The sequence below is a fragment of the Lysobacter sp. A421 genome, from assembly GCF_054052145.1.
Genome location: NZ_JBSVRL010000002.1, coordinates 341,095 through 354,919, shown reverse-complemented (window position 1 = coordinate 354,919; position 13,825 = coordinate 341,095). Strand labels below are relative to the sequence as shown.

11 protein-coding genes and 1 pseudogene are annotated in these 13,825 nt (G+C 67.0%); 3 read left to right on the top strand and 9 right to left on the bottom strand.

Annotated features, from left to right (window positions below; all coding sequences use genetic code 11):
• Positions 1–42: 42 nt before the first annotated feature.
• Both hemB and aroE read left to right on the top strand, forming a co-directional pair.
• On the top strand, positions 43–1,038 hold the full coding sequence (gene hemB, locus ACW7G6_RS07050) for a porphobilinogen synthase (protein ID WP_456977991.1): 996 nt from the start codon (positions 43–45) through the stop codon (positions 1,036–1,038).
• Positions 1,039–1,181: 143 nt separating this feature from the next.
• Complete coding sequence (gene aroE, locus ACW7G6_RS07045) at positions 1,182–2,033, top strand: shikimate dehydrogenase (RefSeq protein WP_456977990.1); 852 nt, start codon at positions 1,182–1,184, stop codon at positions 2,031–2,033.
• A 51-nt stretch (positions 2,034–2,084) separates the two neighbouring features.
• On the opposite strand, the gene ACW7G6_RS07040 is transcribed toward aroE, so the two are convergent.
• From ACW7G6_RS07040 to ACW7G6_RS07010, 7 genes are all read right to left on the bottom strand, one after another.
• Entirely contained in the window at positions 2,085–2,630 is a 546-nt protein-coding gene (locus tag ACW7G6_RS07040; protein WP_456977989.1) for a gamma carbonic anhydrase family protein, read from the bottom strand.
• 43 nt (positions 2,631–2,673) lie between these two features.
• Positions 2,674–3,522, bottom strand: a complete 849-nt coding sequence (locus ACW7G6_RS07035; protein WP_456997886.1) for an OmpA family protein — start codon at positions 3,520–3,522, stop codon at positions 2,674–2,676.
• A 1-nt stretch (position 3,523) separates the two neighbouring features.
• Positions 3,524–4,522: a type VI secretion system-associated protein TagF gene (gene tagF / locus ACW7G6_RS07030; protein WP_456997885.1), complete on the bottom strand. Its 999-nt coding sequence runs from the start codon at positions 4,520–4,522 to the stop codon at positions 3,524–3,526.
• Entirely contained in the window at positions 4,522–8,268 is a 3,747-nt protein-coding gene (gene tssM / locus ACW7G6_RS07025) for a type VI secretion system membrane subunit TssM (RefSeq protein ID WP_456997884.1), read from the bottom strand. The genes tagF and tssM overlap by 1 nt, the downstream gene beginning before the upstream one ends.
• Positions 8,269–8,303: 35 nt before the next feature.
• Positions 8,304–9,827 carry a hypothetical protein gene (locus tag ACW7G6_RS07020; protein ID WP_456997883.1) on the bottom strand — a complete coding sequence of 508 codons (1,524 nt, stop codon included), beginning with the start codon at positions 9,825–9,827 and terminating at the stop codon, positions 8,304–8,306.
• 99 nt (positions 9,828–9,926) lie between these two features.
• Positions 9,927–10,187 carry a PAAR domain-containing protein gene (locus tag ACW7G6_RS07015; protein ID WP_456977984.1) on the bottom strand — a complete coding sequence of 87 codons (261 nt, stop codon included), beginning with the start codon at positions 10,185–10,187 and terminating at the stop codon, positions 9,927–9,929.
• Between the two features lie 104 nt (positions 10,188–10,291).
• Positions 10,292–11,185 carry a M15 family metallopeptidase gene (locus tag ACW7G6_RS07010; protein WP_456997882.1) on the bottom strand — a complete coding sequence of 298 codons (894 nt, stop codon included), beginning with the start codon at positions 11,183–11,185 and terminating at the stop codon, positions 10,292–10,294.
• A 711-nt stretch (positions 11,186–11,896) separates the two neighbouring features.
• Here ACW7G6_RS07010 and ACW7G6_RS07005 point away from each other — a divergent pair.
• Positions 11,897–12,232: a hypothetical protein gene (locus ACW7G6_RS07005; protein ID WP_456977982.1), complete on the top strand. Its 336-nt coding sequence runs from the start codon at positions 11,897–11,899 to the stop codon at positions 12,230–12,232.
• A 41-nt stretch (positions 12,233–12,273) separates the two neighbouring features.
• Here the strand turns inward: ACW7G6_RS07005 and ACW7G6_RS07000 are convergent, their stop codons facing one another.
• Positions 12,274–13,290, bottom strand: a complete 1,017-nt coding sequence (locus tag ACW7G6_RS07000) for a 3-oxoacyl-ACP synthase III (protein ID WP_456977981.1) — start codon at positions 13,288–13,290, stop codon at positions 12,274–12,276.
• Positions 13,291–13,455: 165 nt separating this feature from the next.
• Positions 13,456–13,764: pseudogene (locus ACW7G6_RS06995) on the bottom strand (DUF4156 domain-containing protein); the annotation flags it as partial.
• Positions 13,765–13,825: the final 61 nt, after the last annotated feature.

The window sequence follows — 13,825 nt, the reverse complement described above, 5'->3', positions numbered from 1 at the left end:
CTGACCCGGCGCTTGCCGGCACGCTGGCGTAAAATGCCGGCCATGAGCAGTTATCCCTATGTACGCCCGCGGCGGATGCGTCGCGACGATTTCTCGCGCCGGTTGATGCGCGAGACGGTCCTGACCTGCAACGACCTGATCTACCCGGTCTTCGTCCACGAGCTCACCGGCCGCGAGGCGGTCGCCTCGATGCCGGGTGTGGAGCGGCTGTCGATCGATGAGCTGCTGAAGGTCGCCGAGCAGGCCAGCGAACTGAAGATCCCCGCGCTGGCGCTGTTCCCGGTCACCGCACCGGACGCCAAGTCGCTGGATGCCGCGGCGGCATGGGATGACGATGGCCTGTGCCAGCGAGCGGTACGCGCACTCAAGCAACGTTTCCCGCAGCTCGGGGTAATCACCGATGTTGCCCTGGACCCGTACACCAGCCATGGCCAGGACGGGCTGCTGGATGACAGCGGCTACGTGGTGAACGAAACCACCGTGGACGCGTTGGTCAAACAGGCGCTGTCGCATGCTGCCGCCGGCGTCGATATCGTCGCACCCAGCGACATGATGGATGGCCGGATCGGCCGGATCCGCGAGGCGCTGGAGGCAGAAGGCCACATCCACACCCGCATCATGGCTTACAGCGCCAAGTACGCCAGCGCGTTCTACGGTCCGTTCCGCGACGCCGTCGGCTCGGCGTCCGCGCTCGGCAAGGCCGACAAGCAGACCTACCAGATGGACCCGGCCAACTCGGACGAGGCCTTGCGTGAAGTCGCGCTGGACCTGGACGAGGGTGCCGACATGGTGATGGTCAAACCCGGTCTTCCCTACCTGGACATCGTTCGCCGGGTGAAGGATGCGTTCGGCGTGCCGACCTTCGTTTACCAGGTCAGCGGCGAATACGCGATGCTGAAGGCCGCTGCGAACAACGGCTGGATCGACGAACGCGGCTGTGTGATGGAAGCACTCACCAGCATCAGGCGCGCCGGCGCCGATGGCGTGCTGACCTACTTTGCGCTCGATGCAGCCCGGTGGATCCACGAGTCCGCCTGAAGCGCGGTAGCGTCATGAAGACTTTTGGTGCCACTCGCCGCCGGCGGCGTTGGCACCGCGGCGAGTAGACTGCTTGCAAGGCCGTGCGATGTCGTTTTGCGCGTCTGCCTGTAATGCATCCTCCATTATCAAGCGAGGCCACCATGACCATTCCCCGCTTCGCCGTGATCGGCCACCCGATCGCACATTCCCTGTCACCGCTGATCCATGCCGCCTACGGCCGGCAAACCGGGATCGCGCTTGAGTACGGCAGGATCGATGCCGATGCCGGGCATTTCGACGCTGCACTGGTCGAGTTTGCCGCCCATGGCGGCGTCGGCGCCAACGTCACCTTGCCGAACAAGGCCCGCGCGGCCGCAATCTGCGGCAGCCTGACCGATCGCGCCCGACGCTGTGGGGTGGTCAATACGTTGATCCGCACCAAGTCCGGCTGGGAGGGTGACAACACCGACGGACTCGGCCTGGTGCGCGACCTCACCGATCGGCACCGCCAGGATTTGCGCGGACGCCGGGTGTTACTGATCGGCGCGGGCGGCGTGGCGCACGGCGTGGCTCCGGCCCTGCTCGACGCCGGCATTGCCGGGTTGTTCATCGTCAACCGCACCGACACCCGCACCGATCGACTCTCCGACCTGCTGGGCGAACCCAGCCGGGTGCACCCGCGCAACTTCTCCGATTTGGGCACGGTGGGTGCATTCGACCTGATCATCAATGCCACCTCGATCGGCCGGAACATGGATGGTGGCGAGCTACCGCTACCCAACTCCCTGATTGCCCCGCGTTGCGACGTGGTCGACCTGGGCTATGGCGAGGCGGCGATCGGATTCCTGAGCTGGGCGCGCGCCGCGGGCGCCGACCAGACGATCGATGGCTTGGGAATGCTGGTGGAGCAGGCCGCCGAGAGCTTCAAGTGCTGGCACGGCGTGCGTCCGGACGGCGATGCGATCTACGCCGAGCTGCGCGCTGGAAGCAACGTGCCGGTTACCCCCGCCTGACGCGAGCGACCGGGGCGCCTGAGTGCGCCCCCCGGACGGTGAAACTTCCGGTCAGGCTTTGGCCTGCTGCAGGTATTGGTCCTTCAAGGCCATGTAGTGGCGCGCGCTGTACTGCAGTTGCTCGATCTCGCGGTCGCTCAGCGTGCGCACGTAACGCGCCGGATTGCCGAGCCACAACTCCGCTTCGCCAACGGTCTTTCCCGGCGGCACCACGGCGCCGGCACCGACGAACCCGTACCGCGACACCGTCGCACCGTCGAGCACGATCGCGCCCATCCCGACCAGGCAGAACTCATCCAGCTGGCAGGCATGGATGATCGCGCCATGGCCGATGGTGATGTCGTTGGCAATCACGGTGGGAAAGCCGCCGGGACGGGTGAACGGTCCTTCGTGGGTGACATGGACGATGGTGCCGTCCTGGATGTTGGTGCGCGCGCCAACCTGGATCGAATTGACGTCACCACGCAGCACGCAGCCGGGCCAGATGGAAACGTCGTCGGCGAGACTGACGGCACCAATGACGGTGGCGGCCGGGTCAACGTAGACTCGCTCGCCAAGGGTTGGGGTGTGGCCGGAAAACGTTCGGATAGTCATCACCACAGTTTAGTGGGATGGGCTGGCCAGCGTCAGCCGATGCGGGTCACAACACCCGGAACTCGATCCGGCGATTGCGCGAGCGGCCCTCATCGGTCGCGTTTTCGGCGATCGGTCGATCCGGCCCGAAGCCTTGTACCCCGAGGTTGTCGGCACTGATTCCGTGGTGCTCCAGGTAGGCCTTGACCACGATCGCCCGCTGCAGGCTCAGGGCAATGTTGGCCTGACGCGGGCCGACGCTGTCGGTATGGCCGATCACCTGGACCTGCTGGTTGCCCAATTGCGCCAGTGCGGCGGCCATCTCATCCAGGATGTCGCGGCCGCCGGCGGTCAGGGTCGCGCTGCCACTGTCGAACTCGACGATGCGATCGGCCAGCGCCCCGTCCAGGAGTGCCTGCGGGTTGGCGCCGTTGTCGTCACCGCCGTCGCTCAACGCATTTTTCAGCACATAGTCCGGGCCGGCGGCATTGGCGATGGCGCTGGCCACCTGCTGGCGCGCGGCCTCGTTACCGACCTGGCCACTGACGCGGATACGGGTGCCATCGATGGCCAGCTGCCCGGCCGATACTTGCTGCAGCTGCGGCCCGAGCATGCCAAGTACGCGGTCCCGCCAGTTGGGCGGGGCGATCACGGCATCCACCTCGATCCGGTCGACGACGCGCTGCGGACCGTACAGCTCACCCAGCCGCGTCAGTATCGCCGCGCGGGTCGCCTCATCGGGGACGGTACCGGCGGCGATGACCTGCTTGCCGGCATCGGCGGCGGACGCCACCGGAGCAACCGGCGTCGGCGTCGACCGCTGCTGCACGGTGGCGGCCAGGCTTGCGCACGCAAGGGTCGCGCCGGCAAGTCCCAGCAGGAAGGAGGCAAGTCGTGAACGGGGATGTGGGCGCATATCAGGTTCCCAGGAAGGTCTCATTGAATATCGTGCGGGCCGCGCGCAACGACAGATCGTCGCGATCGAGGTAGCTGACCAGCTTGTTGAGGGCATAGTCGCCGGCGATCTGGTCGTCGACCCATTCCGCATCGTCGACGCGGATGATCTGCTCGCGTGCCAGCTGGGGGTCCAGCGCCGCCTGCAAGGTGCGGCCGTCGGCACCATTGAAGGCGACCAGCAGTCGCGGCCCCGGCTCCATCGCGCCACCCTCGATCATCAGCAGCGCCAGTTCAACGTCGACCCGCGTCAGGAAGCCGGCCACAAGGTCGAGCCAGAACGCGGCGACCAGTGGCCGATACAGCGCATCACGTGGCAACGGCAGCGCCAGTGCCTTGTCGATCTGCGCAGATCCGCCGGCAACCACGGGCTGCAACAGCAACCCCAGTGCCGGCAACAACCAGCGCAGACGCAGCTCGGGATGACCCGATTGGCGCAGCAAATCCTGCAATGAGTCGATGTCCTGCAACTCGATGAAGTCGTTGAATGGCGCTTCGTAGATCTGCGGATCGGGATGGATGGTGGCCCGACTTTCGGCCAGCGCGCGCAACGGTCCGCTGGCATCGTCGGCCGCCACCGCCTCAGCGGAGTGACGTGCCAGGCTGGCCCAAAGCCGCGACAGCGCCATCGGGCTGCGGCCGATGAATGCCAGTGGTTGGGCGACCTCGATCCGGGTCGCGGCCAGGAACGGGAAACGGCGTTGGGAGCTATCGCGACTGGGCAGGAAGTGGCCGCCAATCGCCAATCGGCTGCGCGAGCCCAGGAACGCGAAATGCATCGCTGGCGCATCGTCGTAGAGCTGTTTCCAGCCCGGGTCGCGCGCCAGCAACTCCAGTCCCTGTCCGGCCCATCGGTCGAGCATCACCATCAATGGATGGCTGTCGGGCGTACGCACGAAGTCGCCGCGACTGGGCAACTTGCCAAAATAGCTGACCGGGAGTGCGGTCTCCACGGTAACCATTACTGGGCTCCGGACGGAGCGGCAACGGCGCTCGTGGCACCGGTGCTGACCGCCGACGCGGCTCCGGCCACCAAGGCCGGCAGCTGCAAACCAACCGAATCCGCGGAACCGGCATTGGACTGCACCGAACTGACAATGCGCAGCTCGACGGCAACCTTGGCACCATTGCGTTCCCAGCTCAGCCGGTAATGCTGCTTGCCCAGGCTCGTCTTGCTCGCCGCATCGAACATCGCCGAGGTGGCGGCATCGCCGGCCGCATCGAATACCTGCACGCTGCGACCGTCACCGGTCACTGCGCTGATCTGGACCCCGGGAACCCCCTGGCCAGGCAACTGGAAGGTATGCCATTGCGGCGGCGTGTTGCGATAGCGCAGTTGCTGGCCATCGACGGCAAGGGTGTACTCGCGTCCGTTGGCCGCCAGCGGCAACACCTGGAACACCATCGTCGGGCCCTCGCCGGCCGCACTGGCCCCCACCCATTGCCCATAGCCGGCAATCAGCTCGGGCCGCAGGTTGATGCCGATATCGGCCCAACGCCGCGTGGCCAGGGTGTTGCCACGACGGATTACCAGCGACCCCAGTCCGGTCTGGCCAAACTTCGCGATTGCACCTTGCGCGCCGAAGATCTGCTCGATGTCGGCGCGCGAGGCCTCCACCGGCGCTTCCGGGGCGTAGGGATAGCGTTGGCCGATCCCGTCCTGGAACGGCTGGTAGACCTGCGCGTTCCAGATCCGGTTGAGCTCGACTTCGGTCGGCTGCACCAACGCCGTGAAGCTCTGCATCAGCAATCGCAGCAGCAACGGACGCAAGGTCTCGCGCTGTTGCTCGGCCAGCCCATTGAGCATTTTTTCATCGACCAGCGTGAGCACGGCCGCCAGTTCGGAGCCTTCGCCCACCAGGGTCTGCTGCATCAACTGGCGTGCTCCCGGGCCGGGATCGCCCTGGGCCTTGATCGCGTTGAAACGGCTACGGACCTTGCCCAGCGCTTCGAAGTACTGGTTCAGTAGCGCCGGATTGCCGTCGCGCTCCACCAGCAGTCGCGCCAGTGCGTCGAATTGCTGGCCGATCGGACCGGCGGTGGCCGCAACCTCCTGGCCGGTGTCCGGGTCGATGGCCACCGGTATCGAGGTCGGGTTGCGGCGCATGATCACCCGGTTGAACCAACCGGCGATGCCGCTGCGGGCGGCGCCGGCCGCCGCACTGGCTGCGGCCGGGTTGTCCCACACGGTCTCCCGGTGGACGGCTTCCAGCAATGTGCGCAACGGCGAGTTGCGCGGGTCGCCAAGCCGGTTCAGCTGCGCCACGGCGTCGTCGAAATCATCGAAGCGGGCCACGCTGACACCCTGCAGGAACCTGCGCCACTCGCGCGCGTACTCGTCCTTGTACATCGCGGTCAATTCCTTGGCGATGTGCTGCGGACTGCCCGCCAGCGTCAGATCATTGCGGACGGTAGTCTCCAACACCCAGTCGGTGCCGCTGAGCTCGGTATTGGCCGCTTCGCTGATGGCGTCTTCGACATAGTCCTGCCACGCCTTGTGGGTGAATGTCCCCGGGATCTGGTGACTGCCGGTGATGGCACCGTCGGCCGCTTTGTCCCCCAACAGTGCCGCCACGGTGACGGGACTGAAGCGGGTCGCCGCGCGCGCCTTGATCTGCGCGTACACGCGGTCGCGCGCCGGGGTGCCATGCATGACCTGCTTCAATGCCTGCCGGCTGTCGTCGACAAGGCTGTACTTCAGCTCCAGCTGCGGCCAGTCGGCGCGGCCGGATTGCTGCACGTAGAACGTCATCAGGCGAGCGGCCGCGCGCCGCATGTCTTCGCGGCTCATGGCCCCGCGATTGGCCTCCAGCCAGCCGCGCCAGAAGCGCGTCACCTGGTCGCTGAAGTGCGTGCTCTCCACCCGCGCGTGATCACCCAGCATCAGGTAGGTCTTGAGCGCGTTGTAGGCATCCTGCGAATCGGTCGGGGAGGCGTCCTGGTACAGCTGCGCGTCGGTTGACTCACCGGCCACGACCGCTCCAGCCTCCACGTCGACGTTGGTCGCTGCCGCTGACGGACCCAGTTCGCTGCGATGGGCAATGACCTGGCCCAGGTAGGCCTCCAGCTTGCTGGCGACCGGCACCAGCATCAGCTGACGCATGCCGTCGAAGTACTCGGTGCGCAACTTGGCTTCGATCGCCTGCCCCTGGTACAGGCCCAAACCCAGGCTCAGAGGGTGGTCATCGCGATAGCGCTCAAGCTGCTCCAGCCGGTCCTGCAGGACCAGCAGCGCCTGCACGCGCGACTCCAGATCGATCTTGTCGACCTGCAGTGCGACCGCCTTGTCCAGGTCGGCGGTGACATCGGCGACCAGCTGCTGGTTGCCGGTGTACGACCAGGCCCACCCGGCCAGCCCGGCGGCCAACAACACCAGTGCGCCCAGGAATGCAGCGTGGCGCAAGCGGGTGCGGCTTCGACTGGCGTACTGCCGCACCAGTTGCCTGTCGGCGAATATCACCTTGCGGAACAAGCCCAGCAGGAAATGGCTGCTGTCGGTGGGGGCGATCGATTCGCCGGCATGGGCACCGGCTTGCAGGCCAAACTGGCGGCTCACCCGGTCCGACGCCGGCTGCACCGCGACCCCTTCCTGCAGGGCACTGGTGAAGTAGAAACCGCGGAATACCGGCTTGAACTGATACGGGTTGTCCTCGAACAAGGTGGCGATGAAGGTGCGCAGCGCCGGCTTGATGCCGGCGAACTCCATTGGCATCGTCAACAGCCCCGGCGGAATCTCGCGGCCACGCGCCATGGCCATCTGCGACAGGCTCATCTCGCGCAGCCCGTCGGACAACTGGTCGAAGTGATTGTCGAAGGCGCTCAATGCGTCGGTCTGTCCGGTCGGGTCGAACGGCAGGGTTGCACCCCAGGCGTTTTCCCGTTCCGACGGGTCAAGGCCGTGGAAGAAGTCGCTGAACCCACTGATCAGGTCGGCCTTGGTGAACACGACGTAGACCGGCGCATGCACCTCCAGCCGCTCGGTCAACTCCTGCACGCGCTGGCGCAGGTTCTTGGCCAGGTCGATCGCAAACTCGGGCTTGCTGCCCGACAGCTCGGCGATCGAGGCGGCGATGATGACGCCGTTGATCGGCGCGCGCGGGCGGTTTTTCTTCAACAGGTCCAGGAAGGTCAGCCACTCCAGCCGGTCCTCGGCGCTGACCGAGTAGCGGCCCGCGGTATCGAGCACGATCCCTTCGGTGGTGAAGTACCAGTCGCAGTTGCGGGTGCCACCGAGGCCGTGGATGACGTTGCTGCGGTTGTCCTCGAACGGAAAGCGCAGGCCAGAATTGAGGATCGCGGTGCTCTTGCCGGCGGCAGGATTGCCGATGATCACGTACCACGGCAACTCGTACAGCGCGGCGCGGCCCTTCATCTGGCCGAGCCTGGACGACTTGATCGCATTGACCGCCTCGCCCATGCGCTCGCGCAGGATCTCGGCATCGGCGCGCGCGGCCGGCTGCGCGGCGGTCACGGCCTGGTCGGCTTGCTCGGACACCATGCCGTCGATGCCTTTGGCTGCGCGCACCGCCAGCAGCTTGCGCACGACCACCACCAGCAGCCACAGCGCCAACGCGGCGATCACCGCGACCAGCAGCCAGCCACCTGTCGCCATCAGGCCATCGATGCCGAAATAGGCGATCGCAGCGGCACCGGCGATGCCCAACACGGCGAGCACGCGGTAATCCATCAGCCAATAACGAAGGTTCATCCAGAAGCTGCTCATCTACAACACACCCATCGTCGTCACGCGTTGGCCGCGACCGCGGGTGCGGCCTCGGTGGAACCGGGGGGAGCCGGGGAGTTGGCGCCGGTATCGGCGGCGGCGAACGGCAAGGGCGACAGCACCAGCGCAACCCGCGCCTGCGCGTCGGCCAAACCGAACACCAGCACCGGCGTCTGGTCCTTGGCCGCCTGCGCCGCCGCAACGGCAAGCAGGGCCAGCGGCGCGACCGCACCCAGGTCGCCGCAAGCCAGGCCGAGGTGGCGCGCATCATCGACCGGGTCGAGCGCGGGCAGGGTTGCCGAGATCGCGCCGGCGATCTCGATCGCGCGGCTGGGGCGGTGGTCGGCATCGCTGAGCACCACTCCAATCGCCTCGGCCGGCTGAGCGGCGGTGGTCAGCGCGTGCTGCAGCAGCTCACCCGCCTGCCGGCTGGCGCCACGGCCAGTGCCGGCGCGGCCGTGCAGCGTCCGGTGCAGGCGCAATGGCGGTGGCGCATCCGGGTCGGGCGGCAGTGCCGCATTGCCGAGCAGCACACCGGCTGCGCCCTCACCCGGGATCAGGCCCTCGGGATGGCCGCTTACCAGCAACTCGTGGCGCGCGTCGAGCCGCTCGATGCTGGTCTCGGCGATTGCCGAATGTGCGGCCAGCAACAACAGGCGGTCGTCACCGCGCGTCTGGGCCTGGGCGAATTGATCAAGCAGACGCCAGCCATCGCCGGCGGCGCTGACCGCAACCACGTCGACATCGAATTGATCGTCATTGAACCCGATCGCGCGGGCCTTGGCCTGCAACCAGTCGCCACTGGCTTGGCGCGCCGCCGTTGGCCACGTCGCAGGCAGCAGCAGACGCACCCGCAGCATTGCCGCGGCAGGTGCCGGCGCGGCCGCGCGCGAGGAGCGTGAATGGTGCATCGCATGCGGATGCAAGCCTCCGCCTGCGGGCAGCAGATCGGACACCGTTGGCGCCGGCGGCAACCCCGCGGCCAACAGTTCCTCGGCCACCGGATCAAGCAGCGCCAGCGCGCGCAGGCTCTCTTCGCCGAACACCCGGTCCCGCGTGTCAGGGTCGGCCAGCACCGCCGCCAGCGCCGTGTCGACCGCACCGGGGTCGAGTCCATCGACTTCGGCGGCAAACACCGGCAAGCCGAGCGCGTCCTTCAAGCGTGGGTGCAATGGTGGGCGCTCGGGATTGGCCAGTGCCGCGGCGACGCCGGCCGCATCACTGCCGGCGCGCAGCCACACCGAAGCCGCCAGCAGATGCACGATGCGGTCAGGCTGCGGCCCGCTGTCGATGACGGGCTCGATGCCGACCTCCGCAGCCGCCTCCGGTGGCGCGGCGCGTTTCTGCGTCGCCCGTCGGATGACCCAGCGCAGCAGCCAGAAGCCGCCGAGCAAGACCAGCGGCAAGCCAATCAGCCATACCGTCAGGTCGCCCGCGGTCGGGTTGATTTCGCCGGCCTGCCAATACAGCACAGCCGCGAACCAGACCGCCGCGAACAGCAGCAGCACCAGCGCACCGGTACGCAGCACGCGAGCGATCTTCAAGCCGGTCTCCCCACGTCCATGCTGGCATTGCTCCGTGTCGTGTCCATTCGAATTCGCACCCGCGCCTCTTGCGCCGACGCCTCGCTCCCTGGGGTCCGGTCAGCCGATAAAGGTCTGGGTCTGGCTCGCAATCAACGTCGCCCCGCAGGCGGTCTTGTCGCCATGGCGGGCGACCGGCTGGCCGTCGATGATCGTGGTTGGGTCGCCGGTCACGATCACGGTGTCACCGTGCTGGCTGCAGGTGACCTTGTCGTTGATGCGGGCGACCGGCAGGCCGTTGATATCGGTGGTCGCGGTGCTGCTGGCGACGGTGCCGCCATGGTCGATCTTGTCGCCCACGACGATGAAAGGCTTGGACATTGGCCGTGCTCCCTGCTGGCGGCCCCGTGGGGCGATTGGCATCCAGTTGCCAGCGCCAACAATAGCAGGAGTCACCCGGGGTTGGCACCCGCGGCCGGCGAGGATCAGTAACCGGCCGCGCGACGCGCGTGACGGCACGCCGTCTTCTGTTCGAGATGGACGTAGTCCTTGATGCTGCGCCAGTTGCCGCCCCACTCCAACCCGGCATCCGTCGCCAGCTCGCCGTACAGGAAGTAGCCGCGTCGGGTCCACGGATCGTCCATGTCCCATTGCAGTTTGCCGTCGCGGTAGAGCGCGCTGTCCACCGCAAGTCCGTACTGGTGGCAGCTCTGGCCAGCCTTCGCCCCCGTCACGGCGCCCCCCCTGCGTGCCAGTGCCGCTTGTCGCTGGGGGCTGCGGTAGCCCTCGACCAACACCATCTGGTAGCCATACTGCTCACGCATCACCTGGTAGATCGCCAGCACCCGTTGCTGGAATGACGGCTCGATCCGGGCCCACTTGCGGTCGGCACTGGAAATGGCCACCGGCGCCCCGGTATCCGCCACGCGGCGCGCAACGTCGGCTTGCAACGCGGCCTCGGCCGCGAGGAAGAACGCCGGTGGCAACTCTGGAGGTGGCGCCAGGCGCTCGCCGCGCAGCAGTTCGAGCACGTGGTGATCGGAGGCGACTACGGCTGCACCATCGAATCCTTCCAACGTGACCTGTTGGCGCAGCTGCAGGATCAGCACCGGCGGCACCGACACCACCAGCACAGTGCCGATCAGCAACCACCGGTGGCGCCGAAAACCGCCCACCAGTCGGCCAGTTGCTTCGCGCAGCGCGCGCGACGAATCAGCCCCGCGGCCGCTGGCCCGCAACTGCCAGCGCGCGATCGCGCCGGCCACCCGCGACCGCCACCGGCCCACCCCCGCCAACACGTCGTCACGCGCGGCCGGGAACAGCATCAGCCACGCCACCGCAGCGGTCACTGCGAAGAACATCGCCATCCATAGCGTCATCATCACTTCCCAGGTTGTGGTCCGGCCGCTGCCGGCCGTCGAATTGACGCGGCCCCGGCCCCGCCGCAGAATGCCGACGCACCCGGCCCGGTTCACACCGTATCGGGACATACTGGATCAAGGATCAAAGCTTGCCGGATTGGACCGGCTCGGAAAGGAGTCCACGTGGATCGGCAAGAAGCCAAGTCCCGCCGCCCCAGCTTGCTGGCCGGCACACCTGAACATACCGCGCCGGCCCCGTCGTCGGCGCGAATCCTAGCAGACATGGCGGGCGGCAAGCCCGCGTCGCCCACGGTCGCAGGCAGGCCGCGCCGCTGGTGGTTACGGCTGTCGCTAGCCGCGCTGGTGATGCTTGTCGGCGGGGGGTTGTGGCAGGGCGCGTTGTGGCGCGCTGACTCTGGCGCGACCGACGGTATGCCTGCGGAGCCGGCGGCCCAGCCAACGCCGCACGCGGCGAGCGATGCCAGCATGATCGGACCGGCCATGCGGTTCGCAGCGACGATTATCGACGACGCCTCCGACCCATCCGCCGTCACGCCCGGAACTGCCGACAGCGGAAATGACTCACGAACTCAAGACGGCTCGGCGAGCCGCTCGACCCCATCGGTTAGCGGGCCATCACCGTTTGCGGGCATTGCCGTCGCCGCCCGGGGCCGGCGAGATGCATCCGTCAGTCCCGTCCGCTCAGCCACCTCCCTGCCAACCGGCCCTGTGAGCTCCGGCCGCACACCGCGCGTCCCACAGCCAGCGGGAACGGGTGGCATCCAGGCCGACCTGCTTGCCACGCTGTTGCGCAACATCCAGGCGCCCGCCAGCCTGCAACCCAGCGGGTTGGACGCCCTGATCCAGAGGATGGAAGCGACCGACAAGGTCGGCGTCGGTCTGGTGCGCCGCGTGAGTCGTGCTGACGCGACGCCGAGTCGCTCGCAGCAGATCCAGGCGAACTTGCGCGAATGCCCGGCGCCCAACAGCGCCAAGGGCCTCAAGTGTCGGCAGGAAATATGTGCCGTCTACGCCGGACGCGACCCGGCGTGCCCGGCGATGTAAGCAACGCGGGCGGTACAAGGCACCGCGTTACGGGCTGGCGGTTACCAGACCACCTCGGCCATCGAACAGTTCAGACCCGAACCGATGCCCAGCAGTGCCACCCGGTCACCTTTTTTCAATCGACCCATCTCCCGCAACTTGCTGAGTACGATCGGCACCGATGCCGGTCCGATGTTGCCGTGCTCGCCGAATATCGTCAGGACTTTCTTCGGATCGATACCCATCGCCTTGGTGAAGGCAGCGGTGTGGACCTTGCTGACCTGGTGGATCACGAACTCATCCAGCTCCTCGGCGACCCAGCCGAGCTTCTGCTTGGCCACCGCGAAGGTTTTCTCAGCCAGCTTGATGCCCTCGCTGAGCAGCAGGCGGGTATCGGTGACCATGCCGTCGAGATTGCCCCGGCACAATTTGTTCCATTCGGTCGCCGCACGACTCACCCCGCCCTTGTAGCGCGGTGCACCCGGCGCCAGCTCGGCGCGCGCCATCACCATCGCCGCGGCACCCGAGCCCAGGGTCAGGGTGGCCAACTCGCTACGGAAATCCGCCTCGGTGGAGTCGGCGCGGGTCATGCGCTCCAGGGTTTTCTCGTAAGCCAGGTCGGCGGTCTCGCCATCCACGACCAGTGCGTAGTCGATCTCGCCGCACTCGATCATGCGGCTGGCGATATCCATGCCATTGATGAACGCCAGGCAGGCATTGGCGACGTCGAAATTCTGGCAGGTGTCGGGCAGGCGGAGATTACCGCTGACGATCGAGGCGGTGGATGGCTCCAGGTAATCGCGGCTGACCGAAGTGTTGACCAGCAGGCCAATCCGGTTGGGATCGATGCCCGCATCCGCCAGCGCCTTGACTGCGGCCAGGGTGGCCGCATCGGACGCGAGCATGTCGCCGTCCCAAAGACGTCGCGCATGGATACCGGCGATATCACCCAACACGTCGGTGCGGATACCCAGACGGTCCAGTGTCGGCTTGAGCCGGAGGTTGATCTCGTCCGAGCTCAGCCGGCGCGGCGCGTCGATGTGGGCCAGGCCGGCAATGGCGACATGTTGGAACTGCATGAATGGTAGACCAGAAAGACAGGTATCCAGACAGATTAACGCTTTGCAGGCAAGCCTGCATTAACCAATCCGCCGTTGCCCGGGTCAGCCACCGACCGGATAGGTCTGCACCTCGCCCCTGGGCGCGACTGGGGCCACCGGATTGGCAACCGACGGGTTACCGCCGCAGTCGTAGGCCGCGAAGCGCTGTTCACCTTTCAATGGCGGCCCCAGCGGCTGGATGGTATCGGCCTGGATACCCGGTGCCTCATTGCGGGCCAGGGTCTCCAGTTCCTCGCGCACCCGCAGGTCATTGCGCTCGTAGAACACCACGCTGTCCTTGACTGACACGGCAACGTCGCCGCGCTTGGTGCAACCGGTGGGCGCCGGACCGGCGGAAATCACCTGCACCGCGCTGGCACCGGGAGCCATGGGCACCCAGGTACAGCCACTGGTGAAGGCAAGCGTGGCGCAGCCGAGGATAAGCAGGCGAATCATGGGAACTCCTGGGATCGGTGGGCGGGACTCAATTGTGGCCTCGTTTCGCAACGCTTTT